Origin of the sequence: Kitasatospora sp. LaBMicrA B282 (assembly GCF_050325825.1) — a bacterium.
Lineage (GTDB): Bacteria > Actinomycetota > Actinomycetes > Streptomycetales > Streptomycetaceae > Kitasatospora.
Genome location: NZ_JBNQTI010000164.1, coordinates 1 through 19,961, shown reverse-complemented (window position 1 = coordinate 19,961; position 19,961 = coordinate 1). Strand labels below are relative to the sequence as shown.

General features: G+C 74.5%; 11 protein-coding genes and 1 tRNA gene. 6 read left to right on the top strand and 6 right to left on the bottom strand.

What is annotated here, in order from left to right:
• Positions 1-101: 101 nt before the first annotated feature.
• Positions 102-1,760 carry a hypothetical protein gene (locus ACQRUO_RS31900; protein ID WP_428319604.1) on the bottom strand — a complete coding sequence of 553 codons (1,659 nt, stop codon included), beginning with the start codon at positions 1,758-1,760 and terminating at the stop codon, positions 102-104.
• 257 nt (positions 1,761-2,017) lie between these two features.
• Here ACQRUO_RS31900 and ACQRUO_RS31895 point away from each other — a divergent pair.
• Positions 2,018-2,090: transfer RNA gene (locus ACQRUO_RS31895), tRNA-Arg, on the top strand.
• Positions 2,091-2,180: 90 nt separating this feature from the next.
• On the opposite strand, the gene ACQRUO_RS31890 is transcribed toward ACQRUO_RS31895, so the two are convergent.
• Positions 2,181-3,491, bottom strand: a complete 1,311-nt coding sequence (locus ACQRUO_RS31890) for a glycoside hydrolase family 18 protein (RefSeq protein ID WP_428319603.1) — start codon at positions 3,489-3,491, stop codon at positions 2,181-2,183.
• A gap of 192 nt (positions 3,492-3,683) precedes the next feature.
• Positions 3,684-5,039 carry an LCP family protein gene (locus ACQRUO_RS31885; RefSeq protein ID WP_428319602.1) on the bottom strand — a complete coding sequence of 452 codons (1,356 nt, stop codon included), beginning with the start codon at positions 5,037-5,039 and terminating at the stop codon, positions 3,684-3,686.
• A 375-nt stretch (positions 5,040-5,414) separates the two neighbouring features.
• On the opposite strand from ACQRUO_RS31885, the gene ACQRUO_RS31880 reads away from it, so the two are divergent.
• The gene (locus ACQRUO_RS31880) at positions 5,415-7,079 is read left to right on the top strand and encodes a PucR family transcriptional regulator (protein WP_428319601.1); all 1,665 of its coding nucleotides are present in this window, start codon (positions 5,415-5,417) and stop codon (positions 7,077-7,079) included.
• 48 nt (positions 7,080-7,127) lie between these two features.
• Here ACQRUO_RS31880 and ACQRUO_RS31875 read toward each other — a convergent pair whose 3' ends face one another.
• The 3 genes from ACQRUO_RS31875 to ACQRUO_RS31865 form a co-directional block, all read right to left on the bottom strand.
• A complete protein-coding gene (locus tag ACQRUO_RS31875; RefSeq protein ID WP_428319600.1) occupies positions 7,128-8,003 on the bottom strand; it encodes a carbon-nitrogen hydrolase family protein in 876 nt (291 codons plus the stop codon).
• Positions 8,004-8,046: 43 nt separating this feature from the next.
• Positions 8,047-10,563, bottom strand: a complete 2,517-nt coding sequence (murJ, locus tag ACQRUO_RS31870) for a murein biosynthesis integral membrane protein MurJ (RefSeq protein ID WP_428319599.1) — start codon at positions 10,561-10,563, stop codon at positions 8,047-8,049.
• A 419-nt stretch (positions 10,564-10,982) separates the two neighbouring features.
• Positions 10,983-11,894, bottom strand: a complete 912-nt coding sequence (locus ACQRUO_RS31865) for a phosphatase PAP2 family protein (RefSeq protein WP_428319598.1) — start codon at positions 11,892-11,894, stop codon at positions 10,983-10,985.
• A 528-nt stretch (positions 11,895-12,422) separates the two neighbouring features.
• Here ACQRUO_RS31865 and ACQRUO_RS31860 point away from each other — a divergent pair.
• The 4 genes from ACQRUO_RS31860 to ACQRUO_RS31845 all read left to right on the top strand — a co-directional run bounded on the left by ACQRUO_RS31860 (position 12,423) and on the right by ACQRUO_RS31845 (position 19,809).
• On the top strand, positions 12,423-13,406 hold the full coding sequence (locus ACQRUO_RS31860) for a sigma-70 family RNA polymerase sigma factor (RefSeq protein ID WP_428319597.1): 984 nt from the start codon (positions 12,423-12,425) through the stop codon (positions 13,404-13,406).
• 329 nt (positions 13,407-13,735) lie between these two features.
• Entirely contained in the window at positions 13,736-17,224 is a 3,489-nt protein-coding gene (locus ACQRUO_RS31855; RefSeq protein ID WP_428319596.1) for an AAA family ATPase, read from the top strand.
• Positions 17,225-17,691: 467 nt separating this feature from the next.
• Positions 17,692-19,362, top strand: a complete 1,671-nt coding sequence (locus ACQRUO_RS31850) for a S53 family peptidase (RefSeq protein ID WP_428319595.1) — start codon at positions 17,692-17,694, stop codon at positions 19,360-19,362.
• 186 nt (positions 19,363-19,548) lie between these two features.
• Positions 19,549-19,809: a hypothetical protein gene (locus ACQRUO_RS31845; protein WP_428319594.1), complete on the top strand. Its 261-nt coding sequence runs from the start codon at positions 19,549-19,551 to the stop codon at positions 19,807-19,809.
• The last annotated feature ends 152 nt before the right edge of the window (positions 19,810-19,961 follow it).

Genomic DNA, 19,961 nt, shown 5'->3' with positions numbered 1-19,961 from the left:
CCCGGCTGCGCGAACTGCGCGCCGCCGCCGGGGTGCTGCCCGGCGCCTGACCGCGCCCCGGCCGGCCCGGGCCGCTCGTACGGCCGCTGCTACGGCTGTTGCTACGGCCGCTCGGTGAACCGCACCCGCACCGTCCGGCCGGCCTCGATCACCAGCTCGTGGGCGGTCAACCGGGCGGTCGACTCGGCGGCCGGTGTGGCGGGTCCGGCCGGTGCGCCGGCGCCGGCTCCGGCCCGGTCGGCCAGCTGCAGGGCCACCGCCGCGCCCAGCAGGACCGGGTCGAGCGGCGCCGGTACCGCACCCCAGTCGGCGACCGGCTGGGCCTGCAGCACCGGGCCCGAGCGCAGCCGCAGCAGCAGGCGGTCGGCGGCCAGGGCGGCCACCGCGACCGTCAGGCCGGGAAGTTGACCCATCACCCGGTCCAGCCAGACGAGCGGGTCGGGCTCCGCGGTCGGCTCGGTGCGGGCGATCACCTCGGCCACCTGACGCAGCCGCAGGCTCGCCCCGGTGGTCACCGCGTAGCAGCCGCGGGCCGCGCGGTGGCCCGGGCCGACCGGGTAGCGGCGCAGCCGCACCCCGTCCGCGGTGACCTCGCCGACCACGTCGAAGGCCGTCACCCGGGCCAGGTCGATCGGCTCGGGGTCCGGGTAGGGCGGGGTGAGCGCCTCCTCCGCGGGCTCCGGGATGCCGGGCAGGTAGGAGTAGAGCAGCTCGCGCAGGATCCGGGCGGAGCGGCCGCGCTCGCCGAGCGAGCGCCGGGTCAGGTCCAGCAACTCCGGTGCGGCGCGGGTGCCGTGGTCCTCGGCCGCGCGGCGCAGCTGCGGCTCCAGCGGCCCGGTGGCGTCCAGCGCCGGGGCGCCGCGCCCGAAGGCGTAGCCGGGCGAGTCCGGATCCAGTTCCGCCTCGCCGGTGGCGGCCAGCAGGGTGACCCGGTCCAGTGCGGCGCCGTAGAAGGAGACCGAGCCGTGGTCGCCGACCACCCAGTCGGCCGCGACCAGCGCCGCCTGCCAGCCGTGTTGCGGCGGCAGCACCAGCAGCCCGGAGCGCACCGCCTCGTCCAGCAGGTCGAGCGGGTGGTGCCGGGCCCAGATGTTGGGGTGCAGCACCACGGCCACCGCGTACTCGTCCACCGGCAGTTCGCGCACCAGCCGCAGCGGCAGGTCGGGGCAGCGGCCGAGCAGCGAGTGCTCGCTCCAGGTCGAGCTGACCAGCACCAGTCGGCGCCCGCCGACCGCGCCGAGCAGCCGCCGGTACCGGTCGCGCTCGGGCAGGCTGGCCAGCAGCCGGTCGAAGCACGGATCGCCGACCACCCGGGCCACCGGCAGCGCCCGCGGGCAGGACCGCCGCAGCCGCTCCAACTGCTCCTCGTGCGAGAGCCCGATCACCGCCGGCACCACCCGCCCGCGCCGCAGCAGCTCCTGCCGGGAGAGTCCGGCCGGCGAGACGTCGTCCCCGGTGGTCGGCCGGACCAGCCGGTTGTAGCCGACCCCGTGCGGCAGCACCACCAGGGGCGCGCGCAGCCGGTGCATCGAGCTGTTCACGGTGCAGGCCACCGCCAGGTCGAAGTCCCGCCGCACCGCCTCGGACCAGCTCAGCGGGGTGACCCCGGCCAGCGAGTCCAGGTAGCCGGGCAGCCCGGCGGTGAAGGCGGAGCCGGGGTTGACCGTGACGTAGAGTTCGATCCCGTCCCGGGCCCGCAGCAGCGGCAGCACGTCCATCACCCGGGTCGCCGAGGTCAGGGTGCGGACCACCGCGAGCACGTGCGCCCTGGTCGGCCGGGTGTCCCACCGGCGCTCCGCGGCCCGCCGGTTCCCCGGCAGCCGGGACAGCAGCCCGAACAGCGTCGCACCTCCCGAATCCCCGGTGGCCGATTCCGATGGCCCGTCCGGACGGCCCACCGGTCGCCGATGGTGATCGTACTCAACCCATCCCGGCCACCCGCCCCGCCTCGCCCGGCTCCGTCGGCTCGGCCACCGCCCCCGCCGACCTTCGGATCCGGTACGCTGTGGATCGCCCGGCCCCAGTAGCTCAGGGGATAGAGCACAGCTCTCCTAAAGCTGGTGTCGCAGGTTCGAATCCTGCCTGGGGCACAGGTGAGTGGCACACCGCGGGCCCCGCGATCCGGTCGGATCGCGGGGCCCGCGGTGTTTCGGGTGCCGTTCGGTGCCCGGTGGGCCGGGTCAGCGGCCGTTGAGGCTCTCGCCGAGGGCGGCGGTCAGGCTGCCGTCACTGGTGTCGCCGTCCAGCGACCAGACGAAGGTGCCGCGCAGGTGTTCGGCACGGATGTACTGGCCCTTGATCCAGACCGAGGCCGGGTCGTCGTAGCTGGCGAAGGTGCCGGTGGCCGGGTCGTACTTGTAGGGCTCGGCGGCCAGCGGGTCCCAGTGGGTCTGGCCGGGGGCGGTGACCACCTGGTTGTAGTTCGGGGTGCCGGCCACGCCGGCGGTGGCGGGCTGGAAGAGGCCGTCGCCGTTCGGGCCGGGCGCCACGCCGGTCCACTCGTGGGCGTAGTAGGGGATGGCCAGGCCGATCTGCCCGGGCCGCACGCCCTGGCCCTCGTAGTACTGCACCGCCTGGTCCACGGTGTACCGGTCGGCCGCCGGGTTGGGGTCGTTCGGGTCCTGGAAGAGTGCGGAGGAGAAGTCGGTGGGCCCGGTCGGCTCCCAACTGCCGTGGTAGTCGAAGGTCATGACGTTGAACCAGTCGACCACCTTGGCGATCTCCGGCAGCTCCAGCTTGGCGGCGAAGGCCGGGTTGGCGGAGGTGTTCGCGGTGAGCAGGTAGTGCGTGCCGGTGTCCTGGCCGACCTGGTCCTCCTGCTGGCGGAACTCCTGCATCAGCGCGGTGTAGTCGGGGGTGTCCTGCGGGCCGTACGGGTTGCCGTTGCCCGGCTCGCCCGGGTACTCCCAGTCGACCGCGAAGCCGTCGAAGATGCCGGCGGCGGCGCCCGCGGGCAGCCCGGGGATGTCGCCCTTGAGGTACTGGTCCACGCAGGAGGCGACGAAGTTCTGCCGGCCCGCCGCGGTCGAGGCGAGCTTCGAGAACTGGCCGGACCAGGACCAGCCGCCGATCGACATCACGATCTTCAGCTTCGGGTACTTCGCCTTCAGCTCGCGCAGCTGGTTGAAGTTGCCGAGCAGGGCCTGGCCGGCCTGGTCGGCCTGGCCGTTCACCGCCTCGGTCGCGGAGAACGGCCGCTGGTAGTCGGCCCAGCTGTCGCCGCTGCTGCACAGGCCGGCCGCGGAGATGTCGCTGAAGCCGTAGTCCAGTTCGGTGAGGTGGTCGATCTCACCGGTGGTGATCAGGTTCTTCTCCAGGAAGCCGGAGTAGATGCCCCACTGGGTGAAGTAGCCGGTCAACTCCTTCTGGCCACCGTCCCGGTGGGCGGGCTCGGCGTTCGCCGGCGCGGCGCCGAGCAGGGTGAGGGCGCAGCAGGCGGCGGCCGCGGTGGCGGCGGCTCTGCGGAGCAGGGCTGGGCGAATGGCGGGCATGGGACTCTCCTCGGCAGGCGCCGCACACGGCAGCGGCGCGGTGTGGGGGAGGTGCGGGAGCGGAGGCCTGTATTGGCATAGACCAATGAGAGGGAAGGTATAGTCCACCGCCCGCCGGGTCAATGGCCCGGCCGCGGCTGCCGACCCGCCGTCAGGTCGCGGGCCGGGAGCCGGTGCAGGAGGAGCGGCCGGTCAGTTGACGCAGGGCACGCCGCCCTGGACCGTCGGGCCCTCGTAGCCGTCGCTGGGCGAGGCCGAGTCGCTGGGGGAGGCCGAGTCGCTGGGCGAGCCCGAGTCCGTGGGGGAGGCCGAGTCGGTGGAGGAGGAGGGGGACGTGCTGCTGTCGTCGGTCGGCGCGGTGGTCGGCGCGGTGGTCGGCAGGGCGGACGGGGACGGCGACGGCGAGGCCGCCGGCGCGACCGTCGGGTCGATCCCGCTGATGCTCTGCCGGACCATCGTCTGGATCTTCGTCACGTCCACCAGGTTCACGTCGCCGTCGCTCGACAGGTCCGCGTAGCCCTCCATCGGCAGGGTGTGGAACTCCACGTTCCCGCCGGTCAGGTTGGTGGCCTGCTGCGCGAAGTCCAGGATGTCCCAGCCGTCGTCCAGCACCAGGTCCTGCTTCACCGCGTCCAGCAGACCGCCCATCTTGCCCAGGTCGCCGAAGACGCCCTCCTGCTCCAGCTTGGTGGTGACCGAGGCGAGGAAGGCCTGCTGGCGGTGGGTGCGGTCGAAGTCGCCGTTGGGCAGGTTGTGGCGCTGGCGGACGAAGGCCAGCGCCATCGACGGGTTCAGCTGGTTGAGCCCCTGGTGGCCGACGAAGCCGGAACCGCCGCCCGCGGTGTCGGCGGTGCGGGCGATGGTCGGGTCGCTGATGTCGTGGTTGAGGCAGACGGTGATCGGCCCGAGCGCCTGGGCGACGTCGTAGAAGCCCTTGAGGTTGAGCTCGGCGAAGTGGTCGATCGGCACGTTGAGGAACTTCTGCACCGTCAGCAGGGTGGCCGCGCGGCCCGCGTCGCGGCCGCGGTGCTCCAGGTCGGCGCCGGAGTACTGCTTGGAGAGGTCCTCCTCGGCGTAGTACTTGGCCCGGTCGTAGGCCTCCTTGATCTTGTGCTTGCCGAGCGGGTGGCCGCCGGGCACGTTGACCAGGTCGACGTAGTCGTCCCGCGGGATCGAGAAGGCCTCGACCTTCCCGCCGTTGGCCGGGATGTGCATCAGGATCAGGGTGTTGGTGTTGTAGCCGCCGATGTCGCTGCTGCCGGCGTTCAGCTGGTCCTGGACGAACTCCTTGGGCAGGTCGTTGCCGTTCTGGTCCTTGCGGCTGTCCAGGCCGATCAGCAGGATGTTGACCGACTTGTCCAGCCGCGGCGGCGCCGCGACCCCCACCTGCTGCGGGGCCTGCTGGGCGGCCTGCTTGACCATCTGCATGGCGTTCGAGGTCGTCATGCCGTTGGTGATGTCGTGGTAGGCGTACCAGGACAGCCCGCAGACGGCCAGCACCGATAGCGAGACCACGCCCGCCACCAGCCGCCCCGCGATCACCAGCACCGATGTGCGGTTCCCCGTTTTAGGCATCGCCCCGGCCCTCGCCTCGGACATCCTTCCCCCCACCGCCGGTCCACCCCTGTCGTTCGCCGTTCGCACCGGGCTGCCCGGTTGCCTCTCCTTGGACGCCCGACGACCGGAAAAGGGCACACGAGTTCGGCCAGTGTTGCGAAGATCACAGGAGTCCGGGTCGGGTCCCGCTCGGTCGGGCCGGAGCGCAGGCTCCGGACCGGTCCACCATCCGGATGGTGAGGCGCCAGGGTTACTGCACCAGAGGCATGGCATTTACCATGCCTCTGCACCTGAATCCCTGGCTGCTAAGAGGGCCGGCCGGGTGCGGCGCTCCCTTCGGAGCGCTCGGTACCGAGGAGTGTGGCGGTGATCGTCTCCGATCTCCTGAACGTGACGGACCTGCGGCTGCGGCTGGCCTGGGGGCCACCGGAGCTGCTGGAGCGCCAGGTCACCGGTGTCACCTCGACCGACCTGCAGGACCCGGCGCGCTACCTGCAGCCCGGCGAACTCGTGCTCTCCGGGCTGGTCTGGTGGCAGCCGGAGCACCCGGCGGCCCAGACCCTCGCGCTGCGCTTCGCCACCTCGCTGCGCAGCGCCGGCGTGGCCGCGCTGCTGGCCGGCGAGGGCACCCACGGCGAGGTGCCCGCGGGGCTGGTCGACGCCTGCCGGGTGCACGGGATCCCGCTGCTCTCGGTGCCCGCCGGTACCAGCTTCCGGGCGGTGACCGACCGGGTCTACCTGCGGCTGTGGGGGGACCTGCGGACCGGAGAGGCGGGGGCGGCCGCGGTGCCGGACGGGGTGCGGCGCGAGCTGGTCGAGCTGATGTACGCGGGGGCGCCCGCCGCCGAGGTGCTGGACCGGGCGGTCTCCCGGCTCGGCTGCGGCCCCTGCTCGCTGGTGGCCGCCTCGGGGCGGACCATCGCGAGCTCCGCCGGCGCCCCCGACCCCGACCCGGAGGAGGTCCGCCGGGCACTGCCGGTGCCGGACGCGGAGACCGCCCCCGGCGGCACGGCCGCGCTCAGCCTCGGCGAGGGCGGCGACACCCCCTTCGACGGTTGGTACCTCTACCCGCACGACGCATCGCCCGGCCAGGCCGCGGTGCTGCACGGGCTGGCCGAGACCCTGGCCACGCTCTGGACCCGCAGCCGCGGCGAGGCCGCCGACCGGCGCCGGGCGGCCGGGCGGCTGGCCGGCCTGCTGGGCGGGCCGGCCCCGGTGCACCCCGCCGAACTCGGCGAGGCGCTGGCCGCCTGCGGGCTGCCCGCCGACCGACCGCTGGTCCCGGTCACCGCGCGGATCGACGGGCTGGACACGCCCTGGGCCACCGACGCGCTCGCCGAGGCGCTGCGCTGCGCCCTGCCCGGGGCGGGGGCGGGGACTGCGGTGGGGGCCGGAACTGCGGTGGGGGCGGCCGGTGCCGGGCCCGCCGGGGAGGGAACGCCCGGTGCGGCGGCCTTCGCGGTCGGCGCCGACGCGGCCGGCCGGGCGGTCGCCGTGGTGGCCGGCCTGGATCCGGCGCGGCTGACCGCCGGGCTGCGCGCGGTCTGGCCCCGGCTGCAGTCCCGGCTGCCGGACCGGCACCTGCTGCGGCTCGGCGTCGGCCCGCGCGCGGTGCGGCCGGTCGGCGAGCTGGCGGCCGGCCTGCGGCAGGCGGAGTACGCGCTGGCCGCGGCGGCGGCCGAGCGGCCCCGGGCCTGCTCGGTGGGGGCGAGTGCCGAACTGGACTCGCTGGCCGCGCTGGTCCGCGGCATCCCGGCCGAGGTGGCCGCCGCCTTCCGGCGCCGCCTGCTCGACCCGCTGACCGACCACGACCGGCAGAACGGCGGCGCGCTGCTGGGCACCCTGGTCACCTTCCTGGACCACGACTGCTCCTGGGCCCGCACCGCCGAGGCGCTGCACGTCCACGTGAACACCGTGCACTACCGGGTCCGCCGGATCGAGGAGCTGACCGGCCGCGACCTCGGCCGCCTGGACGACCGCCTCGACCTGCGCGCCGCCCTGCTCTGCGCCGCCCCGGAGCGCGCCCGTTAGGCGGCCGCGCAGGCCCCGGAGCGCGACCGTTGGGCGGCCGTGCAGCCGTCAGCCCAGCGGCACGGCCGTCCGCGGGACGGTTGCCGGCTGGGCCGTCCGCTGCTGCACGTCGTGGAGCATCCGCAGGTCGGCGCGGACGGCGCGCAGCAGCTCGGGGTCCAGCTCGGCCACCGCGAGCCCGGTCTCGGTCTCGCCGAGCGCGCTGCGCAGCTGTCCGTCCGGGCCCCAGACGCCGCTGTGCCCGCAGGTGTCCCGGCCGCCGGTGGCCCCGATGTGGTTGGCCAGCAGCGCGTAGCTCGTGTTGTCGATGGCGCGGGCCGGGAACCAGGCGTCCAGCTGCCGCTTCCCGCCGCCCTTGCTGAACAGCGCGCCGACCAGGTAGGCGTGGCAGCCGTCCAGCGCGGCGGCCCGGGCGTGCTCCGGGAAGCCGGAGTCGTAGCAGATGCCCAGACCCAGCCGCCAGCCGTCCAGCTCCACCGTGCAGCCGGCGGTGCCGCCCGCGAAGACCTCGGGCTCGGTGCCGAACTGGTACTGCTTGTCGTACCGCGCGGCCAGCACCCCGTCCGGGCCGAAGACCAGCGCCGAGATCCGCAGCACACCGGCCTCGTCCCGGGTGGCCGCGCCGACCACGGCGGCGATCGACCCCGCCCGGCAGGCGGCGGCGACCGGGGCCAGCCGGGGGTCGTCGGGCAGCACCGCGTAGCGGGCCGGGTCGCTCGCGATCAGCTCCGGTTCGTACCCGGTGAGGAACTTCTCGGCGAACACCACCACCCGCACCCCGGCGGCCGCCGCCCGCTCGATCAGCGTCGCGGCCTGGGCGACGTTGGCCTCGACGTCGCCGCGCACCACGGCGGCCTGGGCAGCGGCGACCCGCAGGGGTCGGGTGGGCAGCGGGAACGGCCGGCTGGGCTGAGTGGGTGTCATGTGCGCTCAGCCTAGTGTCATGATCGTCCGGCCCACCAGGGCATTACGCGCGGCGGCGCCGCCCGGCGGGCTCCGGAGCGGGCTGCGGGAAGGGCAGCCGGAGCTTGCGGGCCAGCGGTGCCACGGCGGCCGTGGCACCGAACGGCTTGGCCAGCACGAAGAGCGAGGCCAGCACGAAGACCGAGCCCACCCCGAGGCCGAACACGTTGCCGAGGAACCCGCCGCCCAGCATGCTGCCGATCCCGTTCGCCAGGAAGTGGCCGACCAGCGCACCGGGCAGACAGGCCAGCACCAGGCCCAGGTGCAGCCCGAAGACCCGCCGTCCGTCCAGGCCGCTGCGCACCGGCCCGCTCAGCGCGGCCTTCATCACCCGGGCCCGGGCCTCGGCGTCCTCCGGGGCGGTGGGCAGCGAGCGGAGCCGGCGGGCCAGCACCCGGCCGGTGATCACCATGTTGACGATGCAGGCCACCGTCTGCGCGACCGCCATGCCGACCACGATCCAGCGCGCGCCCAGGGTCGCGTAGGCGAGGAAGGAGAGCAGCACGTTGGTGCCCGAGGAGACCACGGTCAGCCAGAACGGGGTGCGCGCGTCGCCCATCGCGTAGAAGCCGCGGGCAAGCGCGTACTGGGCGCAGAAGAACGGGATGCCGATCGCGAAGGCCAGCAGCGTCTCGGAGATCACGGTCAGGCCGATGCCGCTCCTGGCCGCGTGGCCGTAGCCGTAGGCGAGTCCGGAGATCTGGGCGGCGAAGGCGATGAAGAGCACCGTGGCCGGTATCACCATGGCGGCCGAGTTGCGCAGCACGGTGGCCAGGTCCTGGCCGATCTTCGGCAGGTTGCCCTCGGTCGCGGCCTTGGCCATCTGCGGCACGATCGCGGTCACCATCGAGATGGTGATCACGCCCTGCGGGACCACGAAGAGCTGGTAGGCGTTGGAGTAGGAGGCGTTGCCGACGCCGTCCAGGTGGGCCTTGTGGCCGAGCGCGTCGGCCATCGTGGTCAGCGCGGTGATCTCGGTGTAGGCGACCTGGGTGACGATCACCAGCAGCAGCGCCCAGGAGGCCGAGCGCAGCGGCGTCCCCAGGCCGGAGCCGCGCCAGTCGAAGCGCGGGCGGAAGCGGAACTTGGCCGCCTTCAGCGAGGGCAGCATGCCGGCGGCCTGGATCACCACGCCGAGCGTGGTGCCGACGCCGAGCAGCATCGACTGCTGGGCGGTCACCTGGCCGGCCGAGGTGGCGTTGCCGCCGATCGCGATGTACATCCCGAAGACCGCGATCACCACGATGTTGTTCAGCGCCGGGGTCCACATCATCGCGCCGAACTTGCCGCGGGCGTTCAACACCTGCCCGAGCAGGGTGAAGACGCCGTAGAAGAAGATCTCGGGCAGGCAGTACCGGGCGAAGGTGATGGTCAGGTCGCGCTGCGCCCCGGTGTAGTCGGGTGCGTACACGCTGACGATGGCCGGCGCGGCGGCCACCGCCACCACGGTCAGCGCGAGCAGGGCCACGCCGCACAGGGTCAGCAGCCGGTCGGTGTAGGCGACGCCGCCGTCCTTGTGCGTCTTGGCGGCCTTGACCAGCTCGGGCACGAAGACCGAGCTGAGCGCGCCGCCGATCAGCATGGTGAAGACCACGTTCGGCACGGTGTTGCCGATGTTGTACGGGCCGGCCACCTGACCGACGCCGATCGCGAAGGCGATCACGGCGCTGCGGACGAAGCCGAGGGCGCGGGACCCGAGGGTGCCGATCGCCATGATCAGGCCGTTGCGGTTCGCGGTGGCCTGCTCGGAGACCTCCGAGGGCTGCTCCGCCTCGGTCGCCTCGCGCTGCTGCGGCACCGGGGCCGAAGCGGGGGCGGTCGGGTTGTAGTTCTGGATCGAGCGCAGCGAGAGCGACATCGTCGGCGGGTCGTTGAACAGGTGCGGCATGCCGTAGTCGGCGGGCAGCTGGTACGGCTCGGAGACGGCGTACTGGTCGGCGTACTGCTGCGGCTCGCGGTAGTGGCCGGCGTAGTACTGCTGCTCGGCGCCCTGCTGCCCGGGCAACTGCACCTGCTGGGGGTAGCCCTCGGCGGTGCCGTAGGCCTGCTGCTGGTACGGGTCCTGCTGGTAGGGGTTCTGCTGGTAGCCGCCCGGGTCGGGGTAGCCCTCCGGCGAGCCGTAGCCCGGCTGCTGCTGCGGGTAGGCCGGCTGCTCGTAGCCCTGCTGCGGGTAACCGGGCTGCCCGTAGTCGCCCTGGGGGTGGCCCGGCTGCTGGTACGGGTCCTGCTGGTAGGGGTTCTGCGGGTAGCCGCTCGGGTCCGGGTAGCCCTCCGGCTGCCCGTAGGACGCGTACCCCTGCGGGTAGCCCTCGGCCGTGCCGTAGCCCTGCTGCGTCATCCCGGGCTGCGGCGACCCCTGCTGCCCGGCGTCCGGCCGGCCGACGTTCTGCTGACCGGCCTCCTGGTACCCGTCCGGTCCCGGCTGACCCTGCGTCGGTGCCGCCGGGTACGGCTGCGCCGACCCGTACGACTCGGGCGGGCCGTACGAACCGTACGGCTCGCCCGCCGTGTGCGTGGTCATCGGACCCCCGTCGCTCGGTGCCTGGGCAGGTGCTGCTGCGGGGCTGCCGCAGTGCGAGCGCGGTGATCGGTGGTCGGTGTACGGAGCTGACGCATGGGCGCGAGTTCCGGACGACCGGCCGCCGCCGCGCTGTCGTGCTCGGTTCCCCCGAACTGGGCATGGGTATACCCAGCCGAAGCAGTCTGCCCTACCCGGGCACTTACTGGGGAGTCATGTGCCATGTGGTTGATCTCTCCGGTGCGGGGAACCAGCCATTCTCCTGCGGCTCAGTGCCGTTCCGCGAACCCATGATGATCGATTTCCCGCATGATTTGCCCGAATTGGGACATATTTGTCCGAACTGCATCCGGCTTGAGGTGACTCGAAGCAGCCTGTCCGATTACCTCCCGTCCACTCGCGGACCACTCGTGTGAGGTATCTCACGACCCATCAGACGTGCCCGCCTCGAACTCGCCGTCGAAGGCCGGGCCGTACTGGTCCCGGGTGTACCGGTCCCGGCCGTAGCCGTCGCGACCGTAGGGGCGGGTCGGCACCTCGAAGGTCTCGGGGTCGCCCGGCAGCTCCGGGAACGGCACCGCCGGGGCGAGCACGCTCTGCACCCGCGGCCTGGTCCGCCAGTTCACCCGGCGCACGTCCCGGGAGAGCGCGCCCGGCCGCCACAGCTCGACCGCCACCGTGGTCCCGCCGAGCACCGCGCCCGCCAGCAGCCAGCCGGCCAGCACGTCGCTGGGCCAGTGCACCCCGAGCCCGATCCGGGTGAAACCGATCACCAGCGTGCCGAGTGCGGCCAGGGTGCCGAAGACGCCGCGCACGGCCCGGTCGGCCCGCGGCCAGAGCAGTGCCATCAGGGTGGCTGCGGTGATCGCGGAGGCCATCGCGTGGCCGGACGGGAAAGCGGCTCCGGCGGCCTGCGCCACCGGGTCGGGCCAGCTCGGTCTGGCCCGGCCGACCAGGTCCTTCGCCGCCACCTCGACCGCCCAGCCGACCAGCGCCTGGGCGGCGGTCCAGCCGGCCAGGGTGCGGGCGCCGATCGCCCAGAGCCAGGTGGCGGCCACGGCCGACAGGCTGCGCATCACCAGCGGGGCGCCGAGCATGGTGGTGGTCTGGAGTGAGGCGGTCCACGCGGTGTGGTGGCGGGCGAAGTCGTGCAGCGCCGTGGTCCAGCTCCGGTCGAGGTGGGCGAGCGGGCCCCAGCGGCCCTCGACCAGCGCGAGCAGCACCCCGAAGAGTGCGAGGGCGCCGGTGGCGATCGCCGCGTACCGGGGGAGCCCGGTGCGCAGGGCGCGCAGGGGGTCCAGGGCGCGGCGGTCGGGGCTGCTCGTCAGGTGCATGGCTGACACCTTCCCAGGGCGGTGAGTCGATCCGATGGGAGACGCATCGCGATTTGGCATCATTCGCGCGGGCCCGGCCCAGGGGATCGATCGGCGGGGCTCGATCGGCGGGGATCGATCGGTGGGGATCGATCGCGGGCCCCGGAGCGTTGGTGGGTGGTACCGGGATGAGCGGGCGCGGGTGCCGGGATGGGCGGCGGGCCGGGGCGGCGGGCCGACGGCGGCCGTGGTGGTGAGTCGCCGGTGGCTGCCGTGGGAGCCGGCGGCGCTCGAGGCGGGCGCGCAGGGGCGCCCGGTGGCGCTCGGTGGCCGGGTGGTTGCTCGGCGTGCCGAAAAGGGCGCCGGCCGCGCAGGATACTGCATCGCCCGAAGAATCTGAGCGACTTGGGAATGTTGTCCGGATTCTGTTCGTTGGATTGTTACGTGCGAGGCCCCCGGGGTCCCGCATCGAGAGGAGGCGTGCCGCCGCCCCCGGTAGCAGTCGAGTAGCCAGACCAGACCCGGGCATCCACCAGCAAGGGAGCAAGCATGGCCACCCGTGCCGTCGTTCGCGACAGGGCCGACCGGACTCGTACGGCCCGCCCGACCAACCTCGAGGCCGACCGTGACCTGGTCGGCATGTACCTCGACGAGATCGCCAGGACGCCCCTCCTCGATGCCGCCGAGGAGGTCGAGCTGTCGCTGCGCATCGAAGCCGGCGTCTATGCCCAACACCTGCTGGACGAGGCCGACCACGGCACTGCCCTCCCCGAGGGGGCGAGCCGCGAGGAGCTGGAGGTGATAGGCGCCGACGCCGAGCGGGCGAAGGACGTCTTCATCCGCTCCAACCTGCGGCTGGTCGTCGCGGTGGCCCGGCGCTACCCGCGCAGCGGGCTGCCGCTGCTCGACCTGATCCAGGAGGGCAACGCCGGCCTGGTCCGCGCGGTCGAGAAGTTCGACTACGCGAAGGGCTTCAAGTTCTCCACCTACGCGACCTGGTGGATCCGCCAGGCGATCACCAGGTCGATCGCCGACCAGTCCCGGACCATCCGGCTCCCCGTCCACCTGGTCGAGGAACTGGGGCGGATCCGGCGGGTGCAGCGGGAGAAGTCCAAGGAGCTGGGCCGCGAGGCCGAGCCCGCCGAGATCGCCGCCGAGCTGGACACCACCGAGGCACGGATCAAGGACGTGCTCGACTGGGCCCGCGACCCGGTCAGCCTCAACATGGCGGTGGACGACGAGGGCGAGACCCAGTTCGGCGACCTGGTCGAGGACACCGGCGCGGTTTCGCCGGAGGACGCCGTGCTGGTCATGCTCCGCCGGGAGGAGCTGGACGACCTGATCGGCCGGCTGGACGACCGGACCGCGTCCATCATCCGTTCCCGCTACGGGATGGAGGACGGCCGCGAGCGCACCCTGACCGAGGTCGGCAAGCAGCACGGCCTGACCCGGGAGCGGATCCGCCAGATCGAGAAGCACGCGCTCGCCGAACTGAAGAAGATCGCCGGCCATGCCGGCTTCGAGGCCGCCTGAGGCGTCGTCGGTCACGCCAGGTTGCCGGCTCGGAGCCCGGGTCCCGCTCGCGGGGCCCGGGCTTCGGGCTGTCCGGTGGGTGCTGTTCGGGCCGGTGCTTTTCCGGCGGGTGTCGTCCGGCTGGTGCTGGGCAGCGGGGTGGGCGGTCGGGTTTCGCTGGATCAGCGGAGCGTCAACGGGTGTGAACTGCGGGTTGCGGCTCCACAGTTGCCGGATCCCGGTTATTGACGTCGAGTCCCGCACGGGCTGAGATGGATCTCCTGGGCGCATTCATGTCAGGTGCATGACCGGCAGCTTGGCGGCCGGGGTCGGGGAGGGCGGGCGGCGGGATGGGCGGCAGCAGCGGGCCGGTGGTCGCCGGGGAACCGGCGGCCGTCGGCGAGTCGATGGTCCTCGGGGAGTCGATGCTCCTCGGGGAGTCGGCGGTCGGCGGGGATCCGGTCGTCGTCGGCGGGTCGGTGGTCGTCGGGCGGCAGGCCGAACTGCGACTGGCGGGCGAGGCGTTGCGGACCGGCGGCGCGGTGCTGCTGAGCGGCGCCGGCGGCAGCGGGCTCAGCACGCTGGCGGATGCCCTCGCCGCGGAGTCGGCGGCGCAGGGCACGACCGTGCTGCGCTGCCGCCCGGCGGCCGGCGAAGCCGAACTGCGCTACGCCGGGCTCACCGACCTGCTGGCCGGCCTGCCCGGCGGGTACCTGGACGAACTGCTCGCCCGACTCCCGCTGCCCGGACGGGTTGCGCTGAGCCGGGCCCTGCTGCGGACGGGCGGCCCTGGGTGCGCGGTGGACCGGGCGGCCCTGGGGCGCGGACTGGTCGAACTGCTGGGGGCGGTGGGCGCGGGGCGGGGGTTGCTCCTGGTGCTGGACGGGGTGCAGTGGCTGGACGAGCCGAGTGCGGCGGCGCTCGGGTTCGCGTTGCGGCGGGTGACCGGGGCGGCGGGCGGCGTGCGACTGCTGGCCACCGCGCGGGACGCGGTGCGGGAACCGGTGACCCGGTGGTGGGAGCTGTGCCCGCCCGGCACCGCGGAGATCCGGCTGCCGCCACTGCCCGCGACGGCGATCGCCGACCTGCTGGCCCGCGAACTCGGCGGCCCGCTGCCGGCGGCCCTGCTGCGTGACGTCCGGCGGGTGGCGGGCGGCAACCCCGGGCACGCGCTCGCCCTCGCCCGGGCCGGGTTCCGCTGCGGGCTCGCCGGGCCGGAGGGCGTGCCGGGCGAACTGCGCGCCGAGGTGCTCGCGGAGATCCGCCCGTGGGGGCCGGCGACCCGGCGACTGCTGGTCCGGGCAGCCGTCGTGGCCCGGCCGACGGTGGCGCTGCTGCGGGCCGCCACCGGGAGCGACCCGCTGCCGCTGCTGGACGGACCGCTGGACGCCGGACTGCTGACCCTGGTCGACGCCGCCCGGCCCGGCCGGGTCCTGCCGGCCGCAGCCGAACCCCGGGCCGGCGAGCTGCGGTTCGTTGCGCCGCTGGTGCGGGCGGTCCTGCTGGCCGAGGCGACGCCGGCCGAACTCGCCGGGTACCGCGCCGAGTCGGCCGCCGTGACCGCGGATCCGGTGGAACGGGCGGAACTCGCGGCGCTGGCCCTGCAGCCGCCGGTGGACGCCCTCCCGCCGGCCCTCGCGGCCCGCCTGGCCCGCGGCCGGGACGAGCCGGAGGCCGCCTACCGGCTCGCGCTGCTGGCGCTGCGGCAGGGCGCGGTCCGCGAGGACCCGGCCGCCGCCGAGCCGCTCGGCTACCCGACGCGCCTGGTGGAGGCGGCCGACCACGCCGCGGCGGCGGAGCGGCGACCGGAGGCGCGGGCGCTGGCGCTGCAGGTGCTGGCGGTCACCGCGCCGACCTCGCCGGCGGGTGCGGTGCTCCGGGCGCGGGCACGAGGGGTGCTGGTGCGGGTGCTGGGGCCGGCCGCGGCGGGGGTGGGCGCGGTGCTGGCCGACGGGCTGGCGGAACTGGGGGAACTGCGGGACGGGCGGGGGGAGGGGCGTGGGGAGGGGCGTGGGGTGTTGCCGGCCGCTGCGGAGGCGGTTGTTGCTGAGCCGGCTGCCGCTGAGCCGGCTGCCGCTGAGCCGGCTGCCGCTGAGCCGGCTGCCGCTGAGTCGGTCGCTGCTGAGTCGGCCGCCGCGGAGGCGGAGCTGTTGCGCTGGGCGGCCTGCCGCCAGTTGCTCACCGCGAGCCCGCGGGACGCGGTCGACGCCGCCCGCGCGGCCCGCACCGCGGCGGCCGGACCGGAGGCGGTCGCCCGCCAGCTGGCCGTCCTCGCGCTGCTGGGCGAGGCGCACGCCGCCGCCGGGGAACCGCGGGCCGCCCGCGTGGCGCTGGCGCAGTCCCGGGCGCTGCTCGGCAAGGTGCGGCCGCCCGCCCGACGCACCGAGCTCCGGTTGGCCCTGCTCGACGCGGAACTCGCGCTGGACGACCCGGGCGCCCTCCGTGCCGCACTGGCCAGCGTGCTCGATGCCCACCCCGGCCTCGAACCCTGCCCCGACCCGGGGTTCCCCGCCGTGCTCGCCCCCTCCTTCGTCCTCACCGCGATGGCAGCCCCCGACCCGGTGTTCCCCGCGGGCCCGCACCCGGCCGTGCTCGCCCGGGTCTGCGCTGCCCAGGCCCAACTCGGCGACGCCGGCTGCGCCATGGCCACCGCCGCCCTGCTCCGCGAGACGCTGGCCGCGCTGGGCGAACCGGTGAGCGTGCCGGCCGCCGACCGCGGTGCCCAGCCGCACTCCAACCCGTCCGCACTCCAGGCGATCGCGCTGGCCGAGCTGGTGGGCGGCAGCGCCGTACGGGCCGGGGAGGTCGCGTTGCGGGCCGCGGTGGGCTGGGCGGCGGTCGGGGACAGCCGGCACCGGGCGCAGGCGCTCGGGGTACTCGGTGAGTCCGGCCTGCTCCGCGGGGAGGCGGTCACGGTCGCGGCGGCGGTGGAGGCGCTGCAGGAGGCCCGGCGGCTGACCGCAGCCCTGGGGCACGCCGACCCGGGCGCGGTGCGCCGCCTCGCCCTGCTCGCCGAGGGGCTGGTAGCCCTGGGCGAACACGCGGCCGCCGCACAGGTGCTCGACGAGGGCCAGGCCCTGTTGCGCCCGTGGGAGGGGTTCGGGGCTGGGTGGGAGGTGGGAGCGGGGCGGTGGGATGCGGAGGTCGGTGGGAGGGACGCGGAGGTCGGCTTGCGGGCTGCGGAGGTTGGGCGTTCGGCGCAGGTGGACCTTGACTGCGCCGAGCCGGGCGGTCGGTGGGACGTGTCCGGCGCTGGGGGCGACGCAAGGGCGGGTCGGTGGGATATGCCTGGTCCCGGGTGTGACGCGAGCGCCGGCCGCTGGGAAGCGACGGCCGGCTGCTCGGCTCGGGCGGCGCTCGAGCGCGCCGCCGGGCTGGCCCAGGCGGGCCTCGGTGATGGGCGGGAGGCGGTGGACCGGTTGCGCGCGGCCGCGGACCAGCTGCGGGCCGCGGGGCTGCCCCTGGAACTGGCCCGCACGTTGGTCGCCCTCGGTTCGGTGGAGCGCCGGCTGCGCCATCGCCCCGGCGCCCGGGCGGCGCTGCTGGAGGCGCGGCAACTCTGCGCCGACCATGCGGCCCGGCCGCTGCACGCCAGGGTGGAGCGCGAGTTGGCCCGGCTGGACCAGGCCGTCGCCGTCCCCGGTGCGGACGGTGGGCTGTTGACGGCCAGTGAGCAACGGATGGCCGGGCTCGCCGCCGACGGCGCCACCAACCGCGAGGTGGCGGCCGCCCTCTTCGTCAGCGTCAAGACGGTCGAGGGCACCCTCTCCCGCGTCTACCGCAAGCTCGGCGTCCGCTCCCGCGCCGGCCTGGCCCGCGCCCTCGCCGCCGAGTCCTGACCCCGAGACGCCCGCCGGCCCGACCCGTGGCGAGCTGCACCCGCGCGGCGCACAGGCCTCTACCGCCTGAGGGAGCCTCGGCCGGCACGAACACCGCCGGGGCAGGCGGCGGGATCCCGCGGGAGTAACTGCAGAGCCGAGCCCTCTCCTTCGGATCTCGTCGGATCAGCGCCCGGCCGGGCGTGCTCGCCACCACTCGGCCGGAGTCCGGCGTCGTCTGTGCGGCAGGACCCGAACGGGCAGCCCCGGCGTCGCCATGGGTGCACGGCCCCGCCGTTGTCGCTGTAGCGCCGTGACATCTCATGACACCCGCGCGATACATGGACCGCAGGGGATACCCCTCTTTTGACGGTGGATCGACAAACCTAGCGTGGAGCCATCAACTCCCCAACCCAGGGCACCGGTTCGCCGCACCTCCGGCGGGCCGCTGCTCTCGGCTGATCGCTCCGGCCCCAGGAGGACCATCCGTGAAGCCCCGCATTCGGCCCGTCATCGGGCTGCTCGCCGCAACCGCGCCGCTCCTCGCGCTGACCGTCACCCCCGCCGTCGCGCAGCCTGCCACGGCTGGCGCCGCCCACGTGTCCGCCGCGTTGCGCGGGGACGTGCTGCCGGCGGTGGGCCACTCCGTCCGGACCGGCCAGGTCGCCACCGACCAGCGGATAACCGTGGCGGTCAGCCTCGCGCAGCGGGACACCGCGGGGTTGGACGCCTTCCTCGCCCGGGTGACCGACCCCCAGTCTCCCGACTACCAGCACTACCTGACGGTGGACCAGTTCGCCCAGCGCTTCGGGGCCGCCCCGGAGACCGTCAGCAAGGTCTCCGACTACCTGCGGAGCCAGGGCCTGCAGGTCGGCGCGGTGACCGCCAACCGGCTCACCGTCCAGGCCACCGGCACCGCGGCCCAGGTGCAGAAGGCGTTCGGCACCAGCCTGGCCACCTACCGCGACGGTCATGACGGCCGCACCTTCTTCGCCAACACCAGTGCGCCGGTGCTGCCCGCCGACATCGCCTCCGTGGTGACCGACGTGTCGGGCCTCAACAACTACGCGAAGTACACCCACTTCAGCAGCAGGGCCGCCACGCCGGACGCCGCCTCGCCGGACGCCGCGGCCAAGGCACCAACCGGGCTGAACCCGACCACCGCGCGCGCCGCGTACAACCTCACCTCCTCGATCAACGCCGGTTACACCGGCAAGGGGTCGACCGTCGCGCTGCTGGAGTTCTCCGCCTTCCAGCAGTCGAACATCGCCACCTACGACAACTACTTCAAGCTGAAGCCCAGCACCCCGACCGTGGTCAACGCCGGTGGCGGCACCAGCGACCTGTCCGGCCAGGACGAGGTCGAGCTGGACATCGAGGTCGTCCAGGCGCTGGCCCCCGGGGCGACGATCAAGGTCTACGAGGCGCCGAACAGCGACGCCGGTGAGACCGCGGTCTACGCCCAGCTGGTCAGCGACGACGTCCCGGTGGTCTCGATCAGCTGGGGCACCTACGAGGCCGGTGAGACGCCCAGCAACCGGGTGGCCGTGGACGCCGACCTCAAGGAGGCCGCCGCGCAGGGCCAGTCGGTCTACGCGGCCTCCGGCGACAGCGGGTCGGACGACGCCGGCAACGGCGGCACCTCGGTCGACTTCCCCGCGGCCGACCCGTACGTCACCGGCACGGGCGGCACCACGCTGAAGACCGGCTCGGGCGGCACCTGGAGCAGCGAGGCCGCGTGGTCCGGGTCCGGCGGCGGGGTCTCCTCGTACTTCGACACCCCGAGCTACCAGAGCCCGGTGAACCACGGCACCTACCGGACGGTGCCGGACGTCGCCGCGGCGGCCGACCCGGCCACCGGCTGGGCGATCTACACCCAGGGCTCCTGGGCCGAGATCGGCGGGACCAGCGCGGCGGCGCCGAACTGGGCGGCCTTCACCGCGGTCTATGACAGCGAGGCCAAGGCCAAGGGCAAGCCCTCCTTCGGATTCGCGAACAGCAGGATCTACTCGCTGGCGGAGTCCAGCGCGTACAACTCGGCCTTCCACGACGTGAAGACCGGCAACAACGGGGCCTACAAGGCGGGCACCGGCTACGACGAGGTGACCGGCTGGGGCTCCTACAACGGGGGCAACTTCCTCAAGGCCGAGCTGGGCTGACCCGAGCCGGGCCCGCGGAACGGGCCCGCGGAACGGGCCCGCGGAACGGGCACGGCGACAGCAGGACCACCGGGCCGCCCAGCGGCGGGTGGGTGACGTCGGGAGTCGGGCAGCGGCCCGGCTCCCGACGTCGTGACAGGCCATACGCTTGACGGGAGGCAGCAGCACAGCGGAGGCGGACGGACGATGGCGGGACAGGACGAACGGGACGGTCGGGACGGTCGGGACGGTCGGCAGGGCCAGGAGCAGTCGGCATCGGCCGCTGCCGCGCGGCCCGGAGGGACCGGCACGGGGAAGCCGGGCCCGTCGGCTGCGGCCAAGCTGGTCTTCACGGACCCGCTGAGCCGGCAGACCGCGGACGACACCGACTCCGGCTGGGGTGAGTCCGCGAGCGGACGCGGGCTGGACTGGTACCTGAGCCAGCGGCCGCCGCACCACGGCGGCTGAGCACCGAGCCGGGCAGTGCCCGGTCAGCGCCCGGTCAGTGCCCGGGCCCGCACTGCGGGGCCCCGACCGGTGCCGCGGCCGGGCCCGACAGCGCTGCCGGAGCGACCGGGCCGGCCGGCGCGGGGTGCAGCGGCCCGGCGGCCAGTGCCGCG